An 18,890-nucleotide genomic window follows, 5' to 3' on the forward strand; every position below is an offset into this window, starting at 1 on the left:
GAAAGTCTGTGGTGGTCACACCTTGCCGACCGTCATCGAACGACAGCGGTCGGCAAGGTGAACAGATGCCTGGCGGCGGTGGATCAGAAGTCGGCCGGGGTCTTGGTGGCCGGGTCTTCCTTCAGCTCCGCCTCGGCAGCGGTCTCCACGGGGGCCTCGGCGGCAGCCTCGGCCGGGGCAGCCTGCGACAGCAGCTCCTGCTCCCACTCGGCGAGGGGCTCGCCCGCGCCGGCCTCCGGCTTCGAGTCGCCACCGGCGCGCGAGGCACGAGCCTGCACACCCTCGGCGACGGCGGAAGCGACGACCTTGGTCAGCAGCGCGGCCGAACGGATCGCGTCGTCGTTACCCGGGATCGGGTAGTCGACCAGGTCGGGGTCGCAGTTGGTGTCCAGGATCGCGATGACCGGGATGTTCAGCTTGCGAGCCTCGCCGACGGCGATGTGCTCCTTGTTGGTGTCGACAACCCAGATGGCCGAGGGAACCTTGGCCATGTCCCGGATGCCGCCCAGGGTGCGCTCCAGCTTGTTCTTCTCACGCGTCAGCATGAGGATTTCCTTCTTGGTGCGACCCTCGAAACCGCCGGTCTGCTCCATCGACTCCAGCTCCTTCAGGCGCTGCAGCCGCTTGTGCACGGTCTGGAAGTTGGTGAGCATGCCGCCCAGCCAGCGCTGGTTCACGTAGGGCATGCCGACACGGGTCGCCTCAGAGGCGATCGACTCCTGGGCCTGCTTCTTGGTGCCGACGAAGAGGACGGTGCCGCCGTGGGCAACGGTCTCCTTGACGAACTCGTAGGCCTTGTCGATGTAGGTCAGCGTCTGCTGCAGATCGATGATGTAGATGCCGTTGCGGTCGGTGAAGATGAAACGCTTCATCTTCGGGTTCCACCGGCGGGTCTGATGACCGAAGTGCGCGCCGCTGTCGAGCAGCTGCTTCATTGTTACGACAGCCATGGCTCCGTAACTTCCTCTCGTTGCTGGTTGACACAGGAATCGGCGATCCCTGCCCTGGCGCCCACGGCCACCGGAACCCTCCGAGAACGAATCAGGGGGACCAGCCGGCGACACTCACTGTGGGCGCGCGAAGTCGGTCCGCGTTAACGCAAACCGCTGAATCAGTTTACGCAGCGGTTCCGTCAGATCGAAATCGGGCCCGGAGCAGGGGCGGATCCGGACCCGTCGACGCAGGTCAGAACGCTGCGCTTGTTCTATTCACAATACTGAATTTCATCCACACTCGCGGGGCGGGAGGGACTGGATGACGGTTGCGGGGCGCACGCTGATTCGCATGTCCGCGAACTACTTCGATCCGGAATTTCGCCGCGCATTCTCATCCGCGGCGATGGTGGTGATGACGGTCGTCCTGGCCGCGCCCGGGTCGGCGGCACCCGGCGGGGAGTTCGGGTGGCCGCTCGCGCCGCGGCCCGCCGTGGTTCGAGTCTTCGACAAACCCGAGCACGACTGGCTGCCCGGACATCGTGGCGTGGACCTGGCGGGGAGCCGGGGCCAGGCGGTGCTGGCGGCGGGTGACGGGATCGTGGTCTTCGCCGGAATCGTGGCCGGGAAACCGGTGGTCTCCATCGATCACCCGGGCGGACTGCGCACCACCTATGAGCCGGTCACCGCGTCGATCACGGTGGGCCGCAGGCTGACTCGCGGCACCGTGATCGGTGTGCTCGACGACGGACATCCACCCTGCTCCCCCTGCCTGCACTGGGGCGCCCGGCGCGACGGCGAATACGTCGATCCGCTCGGCCTGATCCATCGCGCGCCGATCCGGTTGAAACCGCTCACAGATCCATCCACCGGGTCACGAGGCGGGCCATGATGGACCGATGTCGCAGCAGCCCTTCACCTATCCCGACGTCGGCGCGACCGCGGGCGAGTTCCCGGCGGGGTACCACCATTTCCGGCTGCGGCGCCGAATCGGTTCCGGCCGTGCGTTTTTCGACCAAGCCGCCGAACAGGTCCTCACCTACCGCATGCAACGCGGCAGCGGCGTCTTCCAGAATGCGACCACGCCCGAGGCCCGGCCCGGCACCGACATCACCGTCCACATCGGCGTGGGCCCGATCGGCTTCACCGCGCCCTGCCGCGTCGTCTATGTCGTCGACCAACCGAACCGCCGCGGATTCGCCTACGGCACGCTCCCCGGCCACCCGTTGCGCGGCGAGGAACTCTTCGCCGTGGAATACGATCCCGCCGACGACTCCGTGTACGGAATCATCGCCTCGTTCTCCAACCCCGACCCCTGGTACGCCCGCCTCGGCGCACCCGTCGTCCGCCTCGTCCAACGCTGGTTCTCCGGTCGCTACATCGCCGCGCTCGGGCCCCGCTGAGCGGCGCGAACCACCGCGCACTCGACCGGATCACGATCGGTCGGCGCGCGGTTCGGCAGCGCCGAGGGCGAGATCACCCTTTGAGGTGAGCGGCGAGTGTGGCGGCCTCGGCACGGAGACCGGCGGCGCGATCCGCCCCACTCTCGAACTCGGCGTATTCCCTTGCGGCGGTAAGACGTTCGTCGATCTCGGCGCGGACGATGGCGGCGACCTCGGCTTCGGTCAAGGTGCGGCGGGGACGCTCGGCCGCGCCGACACCGACGGCGCTGCTCTCGATCGCTCCGGCGCGAGCATCGGAACCGTCCACGGCTTCGGCATTGTCGATCGCGGCCAACGCCGAGCGCAGCGCGGCGGTGGCGTGACGATCGCGGACTTTCATGGCGGCGGGGAGTGCTGCGCGGAGGCGTTCGCGTAGGGCGGGGGTCTCGGCGGGCGGCGTCGTCATGACAATCGACGCTACCCGCCGATATGCCCCGAACCGGATCTCAGCGACCGGGTGTCGCCGGCGGGGAATTCGGCTGCCACACCCGGTGATCGAGCGCTTCGCGGTGCGTATCCGAATCCTGCGCAGCGGGGACAGTCGCCACCCGCCGGTCAGCCCGGACATCGGACATCCGCGCGGCATACGGCGCGATCGGCTAAACGGCTGCGGGCGCGGCCTTTTCGCGTTCGGCCAGTTCGGACTTCCAGGCACGGAAACCCTCTTCGGTGCGGCCGCGTCGCCAGTAGCCGGAGATGGAGGACGCCCATTCGGCGGGGACAGCGCGTTCCTTGCGGATGTAAGGGCGCAGGTCGTGCATGACCGCACGGGCCTCGCCGTGGATGAAGACCTGGACCCGGCCGTCTCGCCAGGGTGCGGAGCGGACGGTGGCGGCCAGCCGGTCGCCGGGTTCGGCGTCGCCGCGATGGACCCAGGTGAGCTCCACGCCCTCCGGGTGCGGGAAGGCGAGTTCGTCCGAAGGGCCGCCGACCTCGACGAATACCTGGCCGACGGCATCCGCCGGGAGGGCCGCGCAGGCGGCGGCGATGGCGGGGAGGGCGGATTCGTCTCCGGCGAGGAGGTGCCAGTCGGCGTCGGGGCGCGGGGCGTAGCCGCCACCGGGGCCGAACAGATCGATGGTGTCGCCGGGCTGGGCGGCGGCCGCCCAGGCGCCGGCGACGCCCTCATCGCCGTGGTGGACGAAGTCGATGGCGATCTCCTGGGCGGCGCGGTCGACTTCGCGCACGGTGTAGGTGCGCATGACGTCGCCGTCCGGGCCCGGGAAGATCAGTTTGACGTAGGCGTCGGTGCTGTCGTTGGGCTGGAAGGACGCGAAGCCGGGGCCGCCCAATCGGACCCGGATCAGGTGATCGGTCAGGTGAACCGTGTTCTGGACCACCAGCGTGATGCGTGTGCGCGCCAAAGGACACCTCCATGGTCAGTACATAATTAGGGTTACCTAACTGACGCTAGCACGGGTGTCGATAGGTCGTCGATAGCTTTCCGATAGGCCGTAGATCACCCATCGCTTCTCGGGCCCGGGCGAACGGGCCGGTCAGGCGCGCGGGTGCGCCTGGTCGTGAACCTTCTTGAGCCGGTCGATCGAGACGTGGGTGTAGAGCTGGGTGGTGGCCATGCTGGCGTGGCCGAGGATCTCCTGTACCACGCGCAGGTCGGCACCACCCTCCAGCAGGTGGGTGGCGGCGGTGTGACGGAACCCGTGCGGGCCCATGTCGGGTGCGCCGGGAATCGCGGAAACCACCTCATGCACCACGGTTCTCGCCTGCCGAGGGTCGATGCGGCGGCCGCGGCGGCCCAGCAGCAGCGCGCGACCCGAGTCCGGCGTGGCGAGGGCCGACCGGCCGAACCGGAGCCAAGCCTCGAGGGCCTGTTCGGCGGGCCCGCCGAACGGCACCGAACGCTCCTTGTTGCCCTTGCCGAGCACCCGCACCAGGCGCCGTTCCCGATCCACGTCCTCGATATCGAGCCCGCACAGCTCGCTCACGCGAATCCCGGTGGCGTACAGCATCTCCACGATCAGCCGGTCCCGCAGCGCCATCGGATCCTGCTGCGCCGCGCCCGATTCCGCCGCCTCCATGGCCGCTCGGGCCTGCTCCTTCCCCAGCACCGACGGCAGCACGCGATGCGCTCGCGCCGACCCGAGGCGTGGCCCCGGATCCACCGCCAGCCGACCCGTATGCGTCAGCCACGCGGTGAATGTCCGCGCCGACGACGCCCGTCGCGCCATCGTGGTGCGGGCCGCTCCCCCCGACGCCTGCGCCGCCAGCCACGACCTCAGCAACGCCAGATCCACTTCCCCCACACCGGAATCCACCGCCCGCTCCAGCAAATGTTCCAGCAATCCGCGAGCATCCCCCACATAGGCCCGCACCGTATGCGCCGATCGATTCCGGCCCAACCGCAAATGCCGGCCGTACTCGGCCAGCAATGCCTCCAAATCCTCGGGCAACCCACTCATCCCCCCACGCTGACCGCATTGCGCCGCCTTTTCAAGCACCCCCGCCGCACGATCGCGCCACACCCATTTCGGCGGACGGGATCACCGATGGTCCTCATGGCTCGCGACAATGGCCCCGCCCGCGCCGGCCCCCGGCGACCGCATCCGGTACCAGCCGTTGCCGTCGCAGCCGACCAGACCGGCGATCTCCAACGCGGACAAGGTGGCTCGCACCGTCGGCAACGCCAGGCCGGTATCGGTGACCACCGCCCGCGGCAGCCGCGAACCGGTCGCGGGCAACGCGGCCAGGACCAACGCCTCATCCCCCGACAGGTTGTCCTCCGGAGCGGTCGCGACCGCTCCCGGCAACGACAACCGCAACGGCCCGGCCTCGTCGAGAATGTCCTCGGCCCGAGTCACGATGAACGCCTCCCCTTCCCGGATCATCCGGTGACACCCGACCGACGCCGCCGAAGTGATCGGCCCCGGCACCGCCATCGCCGGCCGCCCCAACCTCCGGCACCACTTCACCGTATTCCGTGATCCACTACGAATCCCGGCCTCCACCACGACAACACCGTCGGCGAGGGCCGCTATCAACCGATTGCGAGCGAGGAACTGGTGCTTGCGCGCGGATGTTCCGGGCGGGTACTCGGTGACGACCAGACCACGATCGGCGATCTCGGCGAGCAGATGATCGTGCTGCACCGGATACGGGCGATCAGGACCGCACGCGAGTACAGCGATCGTCATGCCGCCGACTCCCAGCGCGGCCCTGTGAGCCATTCCGTCGATCCCGAACGCAGCCCCGGACACGACGGTCCATCCCCGCGCGGCCAGCTCCCCAGCGATCTCCCCGGTCGCATGATTGCCATACCCGGTGCTGCACCGAGCCCCCACCACCGCGATCGCCCGCTCGGTAGTCTCCAGCAGCGACCTGCTCCCGCGCACCCACAACACCAGCGGCACTGCCCCATCGGCATCATGCGCCGGATCCAATTGGCGCAACCCGAGCATTCGCCACGCGGGCCACTCCGCATCCTCCGGCGTCACCACCCGACCGCCCAGCCGCTCGATGTGCGCCAGATCCGCATCCGCCTGCTCGATCCCGCGCCGCACCTCGGTAGGCCCCCGCAACACCTCCGGCAACTCCCTCTCCCGCACGGCCCGAGCCGCCTCCACCACCCCCACCGACTCGATCAACGCCGACAACGCCGCACAAGGCCCCTCCACCACCCGCGACAGATACACCCAAGCCAACCGCCGCTCGTCCGCATCACCACCCGCGGCCGAACCGCCGTCGTGGATCGCCCTCCCGTACAAGACTCCTGTCCAGCCGGAGCCACGACCATGCTCAGGGTTGCCGGGCGCGCGGGTCCCGTCGTCACCGGCATCAGAGGACCCCTGGTCGGTCCCACTACCGTGCCCGTAGCCGGACACCTCGGCACCGAGCCCGAGACCGACTGCCTCATCGAGCCCAGGCACGATCGACTCGCCGGGCGGAGCCACCGTTTCGTCATCAGGAGTACGCACGGTCATGCCACGTGTCCGCGCTTCGATCGGGCCGTCAAGAGTGGGCACGGGCATATCGCCGGTCCGAGGCGCGGTCGTATCGAGATCGACGGTCGCAGCAGCGGATCGATTCGCCTCATCCGTTGGGGGCGAATCGGATTCGCCGCTCACAGCGGGCCGACGTGTCGGATCCGGTCCGATCATGCTGTCGCTCATGTTGTACCTCGCTGCCGGAAGCTCAAGGCTTGCAGGACGTCCTGGGCATTCGGTATGTCGCCGCCGCGAAGGTCGCAGACGGTCCACGCGACTCTGATTGCGCGGTCGGCACCGCGGGCGGACATGCGGCCGTGTTGGAGAGCGTTCTCGACCGGGGCGAGGGCCTCGTGGGGGAGGCGGAAGCGTTGGCGGAGAACGTGGCCGGGGACTTCGGCGTTGGTGGACATGCCGAGTTCGATCCATCTCTTCGCGGCTGCCGCGCGGGCCGCGGTCACGCGGGCGCGGACGACCTCGCTGGTCTCGACCTCGTCGCCGGTGAACGCGCCCGCGGCCTGGGCGTGCATCTGCACGGCGATGTCGATGCGATCCATCAGTGGGCCCGAGAGTTTGCCGAGGTAGCGACGGCGAGCCAGGGGCGCACAGATGCAGTCGATATCCCGGGCGGGGGCACACGGACACGGATTGGCCGCCAACACGAGCTGAAATCTCGCCGGGAAGCGGGAGACTCCGTCCCTGCGCGCGATGCGAACCTCGCCCTCCTCCAAGGGAGTTCGCAAGGCTTCGAGGACCTTGGCGCCCAGCTCCGCGCATTCGTCGAGGAACAGGACACCGCGATGGGCGCAGCTCACCGCGCCCGGCCGCGCGGAACCGGAACCGCCGCCGATCATCGCCGTGACCGACGAGGAGTGGTGGGGCGCCACGAATGGCGGCGCGGTGATCAGCGGTGCGTCGCCGGAGAGCGTGCCCGCGACCGAATGGATCGCGGTCACCTCCAGGGAATCCCGCTCACGCAGCGGCGGCAGCAGGCCTGGAAGGCGTTGCGCCAGCATGGTTTTCCCGATGCCGGGCGGACCTGTCAGCAGCAGATGGTGCGCACCGGCCGCGGCCACCTCCAGCGCCCAGCGCGCCTCGTCCTGGCCCACCACCTCGCTGAGGTCTCCGATCGGTGGATCGGCAACCGGCAGGACCGGATCCGGGACGGTCAGTTCGCCCCCGCCGCGCAGCCAGTCGAGCAGTTCGAGGAGGGTGGCCGCGCCGAGGACTCGGATGCCGTCGACCAGGCCCGCTTCGGGCAGGGCGGCGGTGGGGACGATGACGGTGCGGCGGCCCGCGTTTCGGGCGGCGAGGACCGCGGGCAGGATGCCTCGGACTCGGCGGACGCGGCCGTCGAGGGCCAGTTCGCCGAGTAGGACGGATTCGGCGAGGCGGTCGGCGGGGATGACTCCCGCCGCGTCGAGGACCGCGCCGGCGAGGGCGAGGTCGTAGACGCTGCCCACCTTCGGGAGGGTGGCCGGCGACAAGGCCAGGATGACGCGGCCGTCGGGCCATTTCTCGCCGGTATTTGCCACCGCGGCTCGGACTCGGTCCCGGGATTCCTGGAGGGTGGTGTCGGGGCGGCCGACGAGGTGGACCGAGGGGAGGCCCTGGCCTATGTCGGCTTCGATTTCCACGAGTTGGCCTTCGACGCCGTTGACGGCGACGGAGTAGGCCCTGCCGAGGGGCATGTCAGAACGCCGCCTTCAGGTGCAGGATCTCCGGTGGGCGTCCGGGGCGCAGGATGACGGAGACGACGTCGAAGCGGATGCGCGGGAAGGGGCCGGGGTTGGCGTGCAGCCAATGGCGGGCCAGGGTGCGGATGCGTTGCTGTTTGAGAAAGGTGACGGCTTCCTCGGGGCGGCCGCAGGTCAGGTTGCGGCGGGTTTTGACCTCGATGAAGGCGGTGATGTCGCCCTCGCGGGCGATGAGGTCGAGTTCGCCGTAGCGGCATCGCCAATTGCGGGCGACGATCGACATGCCCGACGTGCGGAGATAGTCCGCGGCCAGGTCTTCCCCTTGCGCTCCCAGCGCCAGATGCTGTGCCATTCAGCCAGCATGGCCGCGCCCGTACCGGACGCGGCCATGCCGAACTGGGAAAACAGCGGGGCTGGGGATAACCTCCAGCCTGTGGATCAGTCGGGAAGCCGCAGGTCGGTCTTCTCCAGCTCTTCGATATTCACGTCTTTGAAGGTGATCACGCGAACGTGCTTCACGAAGCGGGCGGGCCGGTACATGTCCCACACCCATGCATCCGACATCCGAACCTCGAAGTACACCTCGCCATCGGCGTTCTGCGGACGCAGTTCGACGGAATTGGCGAGGTAGAAGCGACGCTCGGTCTCCACCACGTACGAGAATTGCCCGACGATGTCCTTGTACTCGCGGTACAGGGATAGCTCCATCTCGGTTTCGTACTTCTCGAGGTCCTCGGCGCTCATCGGGTGGAACGTCCTCCTTGTCGCCCAACTGGGTGTAGAGACATCATCCCGCATACGCCGTGTCGGTAGCCACTCGGGCGGTCTCCCGGACGTTTCGCCACGATCGACGGTGCTCGGGCGTGATGCCGAGACGGGTCAGCGCCTCATTGTGCTCGGGGGTGTTGTAGCCCTTGTGGGCCGCGAAACCGTAGCCGGGATACTCGCGGTCCATCTCGACCATCATGCGGTCGCGGGTCACCTTGGCCAGCACGCTGGCGGCGGCGATACAGGCCGCGGACGCGTCGCCGCCGATCACCGGCAGCGACGGCACCGGAATGCCCGGCACCCGGAAACCGTCGGTGAGCACGTAGCCGGGCACCGGATCGAGTCCGGCCACCGCGCGCCGCATGCCCTCGATATTGGCCACGTGGATGCCGATGGCGTCGATCTCCCAGGCCGGGATCACCACCACCGACCAGGCCAGCGCGATCCGCTTGATGATCGGGAACAGCTGCTCACGGGTGTTCTCGGTGAGCTTCTTGGAATCGTCGAGGCCGGCCAGCGAGGTGTAGGCCTTGGGCGGTAGCAGGCAGGAGGCGACGACCAGCGGTCCGGCCGAGCAACCGCGCCCGGCCTCGTCCACGCCCGCGACCGGGCCCAGTCCGCTGCGGATCAGCGCGGCCTCGAGCGTGCGTAGCCCGCCCGCCTGCCGCATCACCACGCGCGGCGGCCAGTCGCCGCAGTCGATCCGCTGAATCTTCTTGCCGCCGCGCTCCTTCCGGCGCGCGCCGGCGGCTCCGCCTGCCATCTTCCCCACCGGTCGATTATCTCGCGATTCTCAGTTCGTCTGCGGGTTCTCGGCCCGGACCGGACCGATGCGGCTGGGCGGCCAGATCTTGAACACGGCCTTGCCGCGCACATCCTTGACCGGGACGGTGCCGTTGAGCTCGTCGCGCATGTGATAGCGGGAGTCGGCCGATTCGGCGCGGTTGTCGCCCATCACCCACAGATTGCCCTCGGGCACCTTGACCTCGGGGAACGCGCGACCGCCGGCATTGAACTGGATGTCGGGGTTCTGTGCGTTGAACGGGTTGTTGTGCAGCACGTACGGCTCGTCGAGCGGCTTCCACTCCGAACCCGGGGCGCTGTCCTTGACCAGGATCCGGCCTTGCGCGTCACAGCATTTGACCGACTGGCCGCCCGTCGCGATGACGCGCTTGACCAGGTCGTTCTCGTCCGGCGGTACCAGGCCGAAGAAGGACAGGAAGTTCTGGACGCCGCGGACCGCGGTGTTCGACGAGCGGATCGACTTGTAGTGCCGGTTCCAGTCGTCGGTCGGGCCGACGAAGACCACCACGTCGCCCGGCTCCGGGTCGCCGAAGTAGTAGCTCAGCTTCTGCACGTAGATGCGGTCACCGGTGCAGCCCGCGCACCCGTGCAGGGTGGGTTCCATGGACTGCGACGGGATCACGTACGGCCGCCCGATGAAGGTCACCAGCAACGCGACGATCAACGCCGCGAAACCGACCAGGATGGGCAGCTCTTGCCAGAACGGGCGCTGCTTCTTCTTCGGCTTCGGCTGAAGGGTTTCGGGCGTTTGGGACCCATTGCCATCGCCCGACCCGGACTTCGTCACCGACTCGCTCTCGTCTGCCACCGGAACAGAGTAGCCCGGCACCGCGAAGAACCATGCGGTGCCGGGCTACTCGGCGTCGGCGAGCCGACAATCAGGCATTGTGGCGAGCCGACAGTGACGCTCTGTGAGAACCGATCCCCCGACGAGTCGGGGGCGGTCGCTACCTCAGCGCTTCTCCTTGATCTTGGCGGCCTTGCCGCGCAGATCGCGCAGGTAGTACAGCTTGGCGCGACGCACGTCACCGCGGGTCACGACCTCGATCTTGTCGAGGTTGGGGCTGTGCACCGGGAAGGTGCGCTCCACGCCGACACCGAACGACACCTTGCGCACGGTGAAGGTCTCGCGGATGCCGCCGTTCTGGCGGCGGATGACGACGCCCTTGAAGACCTGGACTCGCTCCTTGTTGCCTTCAATAACCTTCACGTGCACGTTGACAGTGTCACCCGGGCGGAAGTCCGGGATGTCGTTGCGCAGCGAGCTTGCGTCGACGAAGTCGAGGGTGTTCATGTCCGTCCTTATTGGTTTTCGCGCGAACAGAGGAACCTGGCGGCTACCCGGGGAGGGTGCTCTACCGGTTCGTGCTCCGGATAATTGGGCGGTGCCCGGGCGAAGTGCACCCAAGGCAACCTGAGCATTGTGCCAGAGGACGCGACCCGGACGGGAATCGGGGTCGGGCCCCGGCTATTGGCTGTCGACGGGCTCCGGGGGCCGCTCCTCGTGCTTGCGGACCGGGAGCAGGTGGATGTGCGTCGGCGGCGGGGCGGGCGGGGCCGGGACGATGGTACGGGTCAACTCCTCCTCGGTGGCGCGCAGGACGTGCGCGGCATCGGGTTTTCCGGCGAGGAGGTCCTGGACGAAGATCTTGGCGCGGATCATCGGGCGGCGGTACCGGCGTTCACGGCGCATGGCGCGGCGCATCAGGCCCGAGCGCGAGCCGTAGCGCCAGCGGGCCCAGGGCGCGCCGGGACGGCTCAGACGCAGCGCGCCGATGAACAGCAGCGGCGGAAAGAACATGCCGAACAGACCGGTCCAGATCTTGCCCTTGGCGATGACGACGGCCGCGAGCAGCAGGTTCATCAGCGCGAAGGCAATGGTCAGCAAACGCTCGGGCACATTAGGTTCGGACCGCAGGTCCCGCACGTCGCCGATATCGAGCAGCCACAGCGGATGGAACCCGAGCAGCAGCAGCCCGGTCACCGCGAGGGCCACGAACACCGCGTCCACCGAGGTCCGGCCCTGCTCCTCCCAGTACACGTCGCGCAGGTAGTAGATGAGCGCGAACTCGTCGAGCACCAGGGCCGCGCCGAGCCCGAAAACCGCTGCCAGCGCGCTGATCACGCCGTCCGAGCTCTGATACAGCGCCACCAGCCCCATGCCGGAACCGAGCACCAGGATCACGCCGAACACCATGTGATGGATGTGCACGTCCCCGGCCCGCACATTGCCGGGCCACCACCGCACCTGTTTGCGGATGAGCCGCACACTGATCCGGATCAACAGGAATCCGATGATGAACCCCAGCAGCAGGCATGCCAGCGGCAATCGGCCGTGCGCCACCACGACATCTTCCCACCACTGCCGCACATGCATGCCCGTGTCGCCTCCGGAATCCTCGCGCGAACCGCAACCCCCGCCACGCTACCCGTGTCCGAGATCGGCACGCCGAGATCACAATCACCCGACGACGACTACAGCAACCAACCAGCCAACTACGCTGGCGATCATGCGACTGAGTACACGAAATCAACTCGATGGAACGGTCACCCAGGTCACCCGCGGCGAGGCCATGGCCGTCGTCCGCATCCGCCTCACCGGTGGCGACGAGATCACCTCCTCCATCACCCGCGACGCCGCCGACGACCTCGGCCTGGCCGACGGCACGCCCGTCAAGGTCCTGATCAAATCGACCGAAGTCTCGCTCGGCGTCGAATAGCCGCCCCGGAGCGGCCGAGCCGGACCCGATCCCCCTCGGCCGCTCCACTTTTCACCACCCCGCTCGACCCGCCAGGATGGCCGGGCCGTCGGTCCGCACCGGTACCGTCCCGGGCATACCGCCGTCGACGAACGGAATCCGCATGCCGAACGAGATCGCCTTCGAGAGCGTCGCCCCGGTCATCCCCGTCCTCGACCTCGACGCGGCCCTGGACCGCTACCGCCGCCTCGGCTTCACCACCCGCGCCTACGAGGGTGACGCCCGCTACGGCTTCGCCGACCGCGGCGGCATCGCGCTGCACCTCACCGAATGGAGCGAGCACGATCCGAAGCGCACCGCCTCGGCCGTCTACCTCTCTGTGTCCGACGCGGACGCCCTGCACGCCGAATGGTCCGCCGCGGAGCTCCCCGGCTGTCTCACCGCTCCGGCCGACACCGATTACGGCCTACGGGAATTCGCCTACGTCGACCCCGACGGCACCCTCCACCGCGTCGGATCTCCGCTCCCCCGCTAGCCCGCCGATCCCTCCCGATTCGAGAGCATCTCGCTATCAACGGCTTCGCGTGGGCGCGGCGCCGGGGCTACGCGGCGAAGGCCGGCTGGTCATCTCCGACCTCGCCGAACGTCTGAACGTGCGCGCGCCCGTCGGGCCGACGAGATCACCTCGCCGCGGCGGCTCGCCCCGAACTGATCGGGCAGGCCCGAAAAGCCGTGTGGGCCCCGGGGATTCCGGGGCCCACACGTCGCGTGACGTTACTTTCCGAAGCCGGCGCGGCGCAGTGCGTCGGCCATGGAGCCGCTGGCAGCGGGCTGGTTGCGGCGGTCCTGGTTGCGGTTGCCGCCGCCCTGGCCGCCTTGACGGTTGCCGCCCTGGCGGGCGCCGTTGTCGCGCCCGCCGCGCTGGCCGCCACCCTGGTTCCCGCGGGGGCCGCGGTCGCCGCGGTCCTGCTTGGGCTTGCCGGGCTCGTCGTCCAGGCGCAGGGACAGGCCGATGCGCTGACGCTGGACGTCGACCTCGAGCACCTTGACCTTGACCACGTCGCCGGACTTCACGACCTCGCGAGGGTCCTTGACGAAGTTGTGGGACAGGGCCGAGACGTGAACCAGGCCGTCCTGGTGGACGCCGACGTCGACGAACGCGCCGAACGCGGCCACATTGGTGACGACACCCTCGAGCACCATGCCGGGCTTCAGGTCGGCGACCTTCTCGATGCCCGCGGCGAATTCGGCGGTCTTGAACTCCGGTCGCGGGTCGCGGCCGGGCTTCTCGAGCTCGGAGATGATGTCGGTGACGGTCGGGACACCGAACTGCTCGTCTGTGAAGTCCGCGGGACGCAGGGCGCGCAGCGCGGAGGTGTTGCCGATGATCTCCTTGACCCCCTTGCCGCTGGCGTCGAGGATGCGGCGGACCACCGGGTAGGCCTCGGGGTGCACGCCGGAGGTGTCGAGCGGGTCGTCACCCTCGCGGATGCGGAGGAAGCCGGCGCACTGCTCGAAGGCCTTGGGGCCCAGGCGCGGCACGTCCTTGAGCCCGGCGCGGTTGCGGAACGGGCCGTTGGCATCGCGGTGGGCCACAATGGATTCGGCGATCGAGTTGGAGATGCCCGACACCCGCGACAGCAGCGGGACCGAGGCGATGTTCACGTCGACGCCGACCGCGTTCACCGCGTCCTCGACCACCGCGCCCAGCGAGCGGGCCAGCAGGGTTTCGGACACGTCGTGCTGGTACTGGCCGACGCCGATGGACTTCGGGTCGATCTTCACCAGCTCGGCCAGCGGGTCCTGCAGTCGGCGGGCGATGGAGACCGCGCCGCGCAGCGACACGTCCATGTCCGGCAACTCCGCCGAGGCGTACGCCGAGGCCGAGTACACCGACGCGCCGGCCTCGGACACCACGATCTTGGTGGGCTTGTGTTCCGGGATACGCGAGATCAGTTCGGCGGCAAGGGCGTCGGTCTCGCGGGAGGCGGTGCCGTTGCCGATGGCGATCAGTTCGACGTTGAACCGGGCGACCAGTGCGCCCAGCACCGCGAGGGACTTCTCGGTCTGGCCCTGCGGCTTGTGCGGGTAGATGACCTCGGTGGCGACGACCTTGCCGGTGGAGTCGACCACGGCCACCTTCACACCGGTCCGGTAGCCCGGGTCCAGGCCCATGGTGGTGCGGGTGCCGGCGGGCGCGGCGAGCAGCAGGTCGCGCAGGTTGGCGGCGAACACGTCGACGGCGTCGCGTTCGGCGGACTGGCGCAACCGCATCCGGGTGTCGATGCCCAGGCTGACCTGCAGCTTGGTCCGCCACGCCCAGCGCACGGTGTCCAGCAGCCAGCCGTCGGCGGGCCGGCCGCGATCGGCGATGTCGAACTTGACGGCGATGCGGCCCTCGTAGATGGAGCGCTGCCCGTCCTCGAGCTCCTCGGTGTCGGGTTCGAGGTGCAGGTTGAGCACCTCTTCCTTCTCACCGCGCAGCAGCGCGAGGATGCGATGCGAGGGCAGCTTGTGGAACGGCTCGGAGAATTCGAAGTAGTCGGCGAACTTCGCGCCCGCCTCCTCCTTGCCCGCGCGCACGGTCGAGGACACCTGGCCGCGCTCCCACATGAGTTCGCGCAGTTCACCGACCAGGTCGGCGTCCTCGGCGAAACGTTCCACCAGGATGGCGCGGGCGCCGTCGAGCTGTTCGGCGTTGTACTGCGCGGGATCGGTGGCGGGGTCGCCCAGCAGCGCGTCGGCCACCGGCTCGTGCCCGGCCTCACGCGCGATCTGCGCCTTCGTGCGCCGCTTCGGCTTGAACGGCAGGTAGATGTCCTCGAGGCGGGCCTTGGTGTCGGCGAGCATGATCTGCGCGTGCAGCGCGTCATCCAATTTGCCCTGGCCACGGATCGATTCGATGATCGAGCCCCGGCGTTCGTCGAGTTCACGCAGGTAGTGGAGGCGCTCGTCGAGGGTGCGTAGCTGCGCGTCGTCGAGCCCGCCGGTGACTTCCTTGCGGTAGCGGGCGATGAACGGCACGGTCGAGCCGGCGTCCAGGAGTTCGACGGCGGAGCGCACCTGCTCCTCGCGCACGCCCAGCTCATCGGCGATACGCCGGCCGACGCTGGCGAGGCGGACGGTGCCGGTGGCACCTGCGGATGCTGCGCTGACGGTTTCGGAGGCTGTCGTCACGCCCGCAGACACTACCGCCGTCGCCCGACACCCGGTGCAACGCCCACGCGCGATTCGGTCCGTTCTGTCCCGCGAGTCTCCGATCGGCGCGCCGCGAGGCCGGTGGCAGGATCGACCCCCGTGCCGATCCCGACTCTGCGCGAACGTGTTCCACGTCGAGTGTTCCGGGCCTGCGCCCGCGTCGCCCTGGCGGCGGGGCTGGCGGCGGCCGCGACGGGCTGTGGTTCGAGTGGTTCCGCCACCATCACCGACGGATCCACGGTGCCCGACGTGGACCTGAACGCGGTCAAGACGCTGTCTCTGGGCCCGAACGAATCCTTCGGGGTCATGTCCACGGGGGTATACACCCTGGCCGACGACGGGATCACCCGCGTGGATGTCCGTACCGGACTACAGCGTTGGAAGATCGCGTCGACCGGCGCTCCGCCCGAGCAGGGCAAGATCCAGGTGCTCGACCGCGGACATGTGATGCTGGCCGGATGGCAGGACACCCCGGGACTGACCGCCTACGACACCACCTCCGGCAAGCGGCTGTGGGACACCCCGGCCGAGCAGTGGTTCGAGTCGGATTCCGCCACCGGGCAATTCGTCCATTTCGATCCGCGCACCGGCGCGCAGCGATGGTCGGTCGATCCGGGGACACTCGGTTGCGCCACACCGCTGCCGAAAGACCTTCCGGCTCTGTTCGATTCGGATGCGCCCAGCCTGGCCGAAGGACCCGGCGTGGTCGTGTTCCGCTGCGCCGCGGCGGGCGGCCGGACAATCGTCGGCGGACTCGATCGCACCACCGGATCCACCGTCTGGCGTCGCGACCTCCCCGAGAAGGGGAACTTCCTGCGCGGGCCCGGCCGGATGGCCATCGTGGTGACAGAGGGCACCGTCGACACCGTCGACATGGCCGACGGCGCCTCACTCGGCACCCGGCAAGCCGCCTCCGACAAGGAATTCCGCGCACTGCTCGCCGACGGCTCGTCACTCACGATGGACAGCTACGTCATCGCCGACGACACGAACATGCGGCTGCAGGCGCCCGACGGCACCGTCCGCTGGAGCGTGCCGCTGGACGCGACCAAGGAGGAGATGCAGCCGCTGATGGTGAGCAGCCGCAACGCGGTCTTCCTGCTCATGCGGGAGAACGGCGGCGCCAAGGCGTGGCTGGTGGCCTACGACACCAAGAACGGCAAACGGACCGTCGTCCTCGGCCCGGGCTCGACCGCGGCGGGCGAAAAGCCCACGCTCACCATGAATCTGGACATCTCGCGCACGCGCCTCTACCCCGCGCCGTGGGGCATCCTCGTCACGGGTCCGGACAACAGCTTCGCCGCCATCCCGAAACGCTGACCACGCGAGCGACCGGTCTCAGCCGAGTTCGGTCCGCGCGGCCTCAGCCCAGTTCGGTCGGTGCGGCCTCGGGCAGCAGGTCGGGCCTGCGCTCGGCGGTGCGTTCCAGCGACTGCTCACGCCGCCACTGCGCGATCTTGGCGTGATTGCCGGACAACAGGATCTCCGGCACGTCCAGTCCACGCCAGCTCACCGGCCGCGTGTAGGACGGACCCTCGAGCAGGCCGTCGGAGAACGAATCCTGTTCGTGGGATTGCTGATTGCCGAGCACACCGGGGATCAGCCGGACGAACGCCTCGGTCATCACCAGCACCGCGGCCTCGCCGCCGATCAGCACGTAATCGCCGATGCTGACCTCCTCGACGCGCACGCGCCGCGCAGCATCGTCGAAGACTCGCTGGTCGATGCCCTCGTAGCGGCCGCACGCGAACACGATGTGCTGTTCGCCGGACCAGCGTTGCGCGGTCTCCTGCGTGAACGGCACGCCCGCGGGGGTGGGCACCACGAGCAGGGCGTCGTCCGGGCACACCTCGTCGAGGGCGTCGCCCCACACGGTCGGTTTCATGACCATGCCGGGCCCGCCGCCGTAAGGGGTGTCGTCCACGGATTTGTGCACGTCGTGGGTCCAGCGGCGCAGGTCGTGCACCTCGACCTCGAGCAGTCCCTTGTCGATGGCCTTGCCCAGCAAGGCCGCTCGCATCGGCTCGAGGTATTCGGGGAAGATCGTGACGACGTCGATACGCATGCCGCTACTCCGGGTCCAGCAGGCCCTCGGGCGGGTCGATGACGATCAGGCCGTCGGCGACGGACACGGTCGGCACCATGGCCAGCACGAACGGCACCAGGATCTCCCGGCCCGCGGGGGGGAAGGCGTCCCCGGCCTTGATCGAGAGCAGTTCTCCCGCAGCGGAATGCAGCACTTCGTTGACGGTGCCGACGACGGTGCCGTCGGCGAGTTCGACGCGGAGCCCTTCGAGCTCGTGGTCGTAGTACTCGTCCGGATCCTGCGACGGCGGCAGATCGGCGGTGTCGACCACGAACAGCATGCCGCGCAACGCATCCGCGGCCGTGCGATCGACGAGCCCGTCCAGACGCAGCAGAAGCCGGCCCGAGTGCTCCCGGGCCGACTCCACTACGAATTCCTGCGTCTGCTTCGCCCGCGGCAGCTTCCCCGTGAGGACGCTGCCGGGCGCGAACCGCAGTTCCGGCTCGTCGGTGCGGACTTCTACGACGAGTTCGCCACGCACACCGTGCGATTTGGCGACCCGTCCGACCACGAGCTCCGTCATCTACTGATCCGTGTCGACCACGTCGACGCGAATGCCCTTGCCGCCGATGCCGGCGACCAGGGTGCGCAGGGCGGTCGCGGTACGACCGCCGCGACCGATCACCTTGCCCAGGTCGTCGGGGTGCACGTGCACCTCGACGGTGCGGCCACGACGGCTGGTGATCAGCTCGACGTGGACGTCGTCCGGATTGGCGACGATGCCGCGAACGAGATGTTCGACGGCATCAGCCACGACGGCGCTCATTACTCGGCAGCTTCGGCGGTAGCCTCAGCGGCCTCGGCCTCGGCGGCCTCGTCCTTCTTGGCGGCCTTCTTCTTGGGGGTGACGGCCTCGGCGACCGGCTCGTTCTCGGCGGCGGCCAGCGCGGCGTTGAACAGGTCCAGCTTGGACGGCTTCGGGGCCGCGACCTTCAGGGTGCCCTCGGCGCCCGGCAGGCCCTTGAACTTCTGCCAGTCGCCGGTGATCTCCAGCAGACGCTTCACCGGCTCGGTCGGCTGCGCGCCGACACCCAGCCAGTACTGGGCGCGCTCGGAGTCGATCTGGATGAGCGAGGGCTCCTGCTTCGGCTGGTAGATGCCGATCGACTCGATGGCGCGGCCGTCACGACGGGTGCGGGCGTCGGCGACGACGATGCGGTACTGGGGGTTGCGGATCTTGCCCAGACGGGTCAGCTTGATACGAACAGCCATGAGCTGCTTCCTTTCAAAGGTTGGTCACGTCGCAATTCAGCGACCCACTCGCGGTGGGCCCGGTTTTGCGTCAAGTGCTGTGACCGCCGCGCGGTACGGAACCGGAGACGG

Annotated in this window: 22 protein-coding genes; 5 read left to right on the forward strand and 17 right to left on the reverse strand. The window is 68.8% G+C overall.

Features of this window, described 5'->3' with window-relative positions:
* Positions 1-83: 83 nt before the first annotated feature.
* Positions 84-950, reverse strand: coding sequence for a 30S ribosomal protein S2 (gene rpsB, locus ABZ412_RS16570; protein ID WP_357281558.1), 867 nt, complete (start codon positions 948-950; stop codon positions 84-86).
* Positions 951-1,338: 388 nt separating this feature from the next.
* Here rpsB and ABZ412_RS16575 point away from each other — a divergent pair, with 388 nt between their 5' ends.
* Complete coding sequence (locus tag ABZ412_RS16575) at positions 1,339-1,824, forward strand: M23 family metallopeptidase (protein ID WP_357281653.1); 486 nt, start codon at positions 1,339-1,341, stop codon at positions 1,822-1,824.
* Between the two features lie 7 nt (positions 1,825-1,831).
* Positions 1,832-2,335: a DUF1990 domain-containing protein gene (locus tag ABZ412_RS16580; protein WP_357281560.1), complete on the forward strand. Its 504-nt coding sequence runs from the start codon at positions 1,832-1,834 to the stop codon at positions 2,333-2,335.
* Positions 2,336-2,408: 73 nt separating this feature from the next.
* Here the strand turns inward: ABZ412_RS16580 and ABZ412_RS16585 are convergent, their stop codons facing one another.
* The 11 genes from ABZ412_RS16585 to ABZ412_RS16635 all read right to left on the reverse strand — a co-directional run bounded on the left by ABZ412_RS16585 (position 2,409) and on the right by ABZ412_RS16635 (position 11,961).
* Positions 2,409-2,780: a hypothetical protein gene (locus ABZ412_RS16585; RefSeq protein WP_357281562.1), complete on the reverse strand. Its 372-nt coding sequence runs from the start codon at positions 2,778-2,780 to the stop codon at positions 2,409-2,411.
* A gap of 193 nt (positions 2,781-2,973) precedes the next feature.
* Positions 2,974-3,738, reverse strand: a complete 765-nt coding sequence (locus ABZ412_RS16590) for a siderophore-interacting protein (RefSeq protein WP_357281564.1) — start codon at positions 3,736-3,738, stop codon at positions 2,974-2,976.
* 132 nt (positions 3,739-3,870) lie between these two features.
* Entirely contained in the window at positions 3,871-4,794 is a 924-nt protein-coding gene (locus tag ABZ412_RS16595; RefSeq protein ID WP_357281566.1) for a tyrosine recombinase XerC, read from the reverse strand.
* Positions 4,795-4,875: 81 nt separating this feature from the next.
* Positions 4,876-6,033, reverse strand: a complete 1,158-nt coding sequence (gene dprA, locus ABZ412_RS16600) for a DNA-processing protein DprA (RefSeq protein ID WP_357281568.1) — start codon at positions 6,031-6,033, stop codon at positions 4,876-4,878.
* 464 nt (positions 6,034-6,497) lie between these two features.
* Positions 6,498-8,006, reverse strand: a complete 1,509-nt coding sequence (locus ABZ412_RS16605) for a YifB family Mg chelatase-like AAA ATPase (RefSeq protein WP_357281570.1) — start codon at positions 8,004-8,006, stop codon at positions 6,498-6,500.
* A gap of 1 nt (position 8,007) precedes the next feature.
* Complete coding sequence (locus ABZ412_RS16610; protein WP_357281572.1) at positions 8,008-8,364, reverse strand: YraN family protein; 357 nt, start codon at positions 8,362-8,364, stop codon at positions 8,008-8,010.
* A gap of 86 nt (positions 8,365-8,450) precedes the next feature.
* The gene (locus tag ABZ412_RS16615) at positions 8,451-8,756 is read right to left on the reverse strand and encodes a DUF2469 domain-containing protein (RefSeq protein ID WP_040859817.1); all 306 of its coding nucleotides are present in this window, start codon (positions 8,754-8,756) and stop codon (positions 8,451-8,453) included.
* A gap of 43 nt (positions 8,757-8,799) precedes the next feature.
* A complete protein-coding gene (locus ABZ412_RS16620) occupies positions 8,800-9,543 on the reverse strand; it encodes a ribonuclease HII (RefSeq protein WP_357281655.1) in 744 nt (247 codons plus the stop codon).
* Positions 9,544-9,573: 30 nt separating this feature from the next.
* On the reverse strand, positions 9,574-10,275 hold the full coding sequence (lepB, locus tag ABZ412_RS16625) for a signal peptidase I (protein WP_357281656.1): 702 nt from the start codon (positions 10,273-10,275) through the stop codon (positions 9,574-9,576).
* Between the two features lie 261 nt (positions 10,276-10,536).
* Positions 10,537-10,878, reverse strand: coding sequence for a 50S ribosomal protein L19 (gene rplS / locus ABZ412_RS16630; RefSeq protein ID WP_120737548.1), 342 nt, complete (start codon positions 10,876-10,878; stop codon positions 10,537-10,539).
* Positions 10,879-11,052: 174 nt separating this feature from the next.
* Positions 11,053-11,961 (reverse strand): hypothetical protein, encoded by a 909-nt coding sequence (locus ABZ412_RS16635; protein WP_357281574.1) that lies wholly within the window; start codon positions 11,959-11,961, stop codon positions 11,053-11,055.
* Positions 11,962-12,094: 133 nt separating this feature from the next.
* On the opposite strand from ABZ412_RS16635, the gene ABZ412_RS16640 reads away from it, so the two are divergent.
* On the forward strand, positions 12,095-12,304 hold the full coding sequence (locus ABZ412_RS16640) for a TOBE domain-containing protein (protein ID WP_357281576.1): 210 nt from the start codon (positions 12,095-12,097) through the stop codon (positions 12,302-12,304).
* 154 nt (positions 12,305-12,458) lie between these two features.
* Complete coding sequence (locus ABZ412_RS16645) at positions 12,459-12,818, forward strand: VOC family protein (RefSeq protein ID WP_357281658.1); 360 nt, start codon at positions 12,459-12,461, stop codon at positions 12,816-12,818.
* Between the two features lie 239 nt (positions 12,819-13,057).
* Here ABZ412_RS16645 and ABZ412_RS16650 read toward each other — a convergent pair whose 3' ends face one another.
* Positions 13,058-15,379, reverse strand: a complete 2,322-nt coding sequence (locus ABZ412_RS16650) for a Tex family protein (RefSeq protein ID WP_357281660.1) — start codon at positions 15,377-15,379, stop codon at positions 13,058-13,060.
* 201 nt (positions 15,380-15,580) lie between these two features.
* Here ABZ412_RS16650 and ABZ412_RS16655 point away from each other — a divergent pair, with 201 nt between their 5' ends.
* Positions 15,581-16,801, forward strand: a complete 1,221-nt coding sequence (locus ABZ412_RS16655) for a PQQ-binding-like beta-propeller repeat protein (protein WP_357281578.1) — start codon at positions 15,581-15,583, stop codon at positions 16,799-16,801.
* Between the two features lie 43 nt (positions 16,802-16,844).
* Here ABZ412_RS16655 and trmD read toward each other — a convergent pair whose 3' ends face one another.
* The 4 genes from trmD to rpsP are packed head-to-tail and all read right to left on the reverse strand — an operon-like array spanning position 16,845 to position 18,779.
* Positions 16,845-17,546: a tRNA (guanosine(37)-N1)-methyltransferase TrmD gene (trmD, locus tag ABZ412_RS16660; protein ID WP_357281580.1), complete on the reverse strand. Its 702-nt coding sequence runs from the start codon at positions 17,544-17,546 to the stop codon at positions 16,845-16,847.
* Positions 17,547-17,550: 4 nt separating this feature from the next.
* Entirely contained in the window at positions 17,551-18,090 is a 540-nt protein-coding gene (gene rimM, locus ABZ412_RS16665) for a ribosome maturation factor RimM (protein ID WP_357281582.1), read from the reverse strand.
* A complete protein-coding gene (locus ABZ412_RS16670) occupies positions 18,091-18,333 on the reverse strand; it encodes an RNA-binding protein (RefSeq protein WP_029930032.1) in 243 nt (80 codons plus the stop codon).
* Entirely contained in the window at positions 18,333-18,779 is a 447-nt protein-coding gene (gene rpsP, locus ABZ412_RS16675) for a 30S ribosomal protein S16 (protein WP_357281584.1), read from the reverse strand. Before rpsP ends, ABZ412_RS16670 begins: the two co-directional genes overlap by 1 nt.
* Positions 18,780-18,890: the final 111 nt, after the last annotated feature.

Source organism: Nocardia sp. NPDC005746, assembly GCF_040630785.1.
Lineage (GTDB): Bacteria > Actinomycetota > Actinomycetes > Mycobacteriales > Mycobacteriaceae > Nocardia.

Coding starts and splice junctions, on each gene's coding strand:
- rpsB (WP_357281558.1), bottom strand. CDS start 950: ATGGCTGTCGTAACAATGAAGCAGCTGCTCGACAGCGGCGCGCACTTC.
- ABZ412_RS16575 (WP_357281653.1), top strand. CDS start 1,339: ATGGTGGTGATGACGGTCGTCCTGGCCGCGCCCGGGTCGGCGGCACCC.
- ABZ412_RS16580 (WP_357281560.1), top strand. CDS start 1,832: ATGTCGCAGCAGCCCTTCACCTATCCCGACGTCGGCGCGACCGCGGGC.
- ABZ412_RS16585 (WP_357281562.1), bottom strand. CDS start 2,780: ATGACGACGCCGCCCGCCGAGACCCCCGCCCTACGCGAACGCCTCCGC.
- ABZ412_RS16595 (WP_357281566.1), bottom strand. CDS start 4,794: ATGAGTGGGTTGCCCGAGGATTTGGAGGCATTGCTGGCCGAGTACGGC.
- ABZ412_RS16605 (WP_357281570.1), bottom strand. CDS start 8,006: ATGCCCCTCGGCAGGGCCTACTCCGTCGCCGTCAACGGCGTCGAAGGC.
- ABZ412_RS16610 (WP_357281572.1), bottom strand. CDS start 8,364: ATGGCACAGCATCTGGCGCTGGGAGCGCAAGGGGAAGACCTGGCCGCG.
- ABZ412_RS16615 (WP_040859817.1), bottom strand. CDS start 8,756: ATGAGCGCCGAGGACCTCGAGAAGTACGAAACCGAGATGGAGCTATCC.
- ABZ412_RS16620 (WP_357281655.1), bottom strand. CDS start 9,543: ATGGCAGGCGGAGCCGCCGGCGCGCGCCGGAAGGAGCGCGGCGGCAAG.
- rplS (WP_120737548.1), bottom strand. CDS start 10,878: ATGAACACCCTCGACTTCGTCGACGCAAGCTCGCTGCGCAACGACATC.
- ABZ412_RS16635 (WP_357281574.1), bottom strand. CDS start 11,961: ATGCATGTGCGGCAGTGGTGGGAAGATGTCGTGGTGGCGCACGGCCGA.
- ABZ412_RS16640 (WP_357281576.1), top strand. CDS start 12,095: ATGCGACTGAGTACACGAAATCAACTCGATGGAACGGTCACCCAGGTC.
- trmD (WP_357281580.1), bottom strand. CDS start 17,546: ATGCGTATCGACGTCGTCACGATCTTCCCCGAATACCTCGAGCCGATG.
- rimM (WP_357281582.1), bottom strand. CDS start 18,090: ATGACGGAGCTCGTGGTCGGACGGGTCGCCAAATCGCACGGTGTGCGT.
- ABZ412_RS16670 (WP_029930032.1), bottom strand. CDS start 18,333: ATGAGCGCCGTCGTGGCTGATGCCGTCGAACATCTCGTTCGCGGCATC.
- rpsP (WP_357281584.1), bottom strand. CDS start 18,779: ATGGCTGTTCGTATCAAGCTGACCCGTCTGGGCAAGATCCGCAACCCC.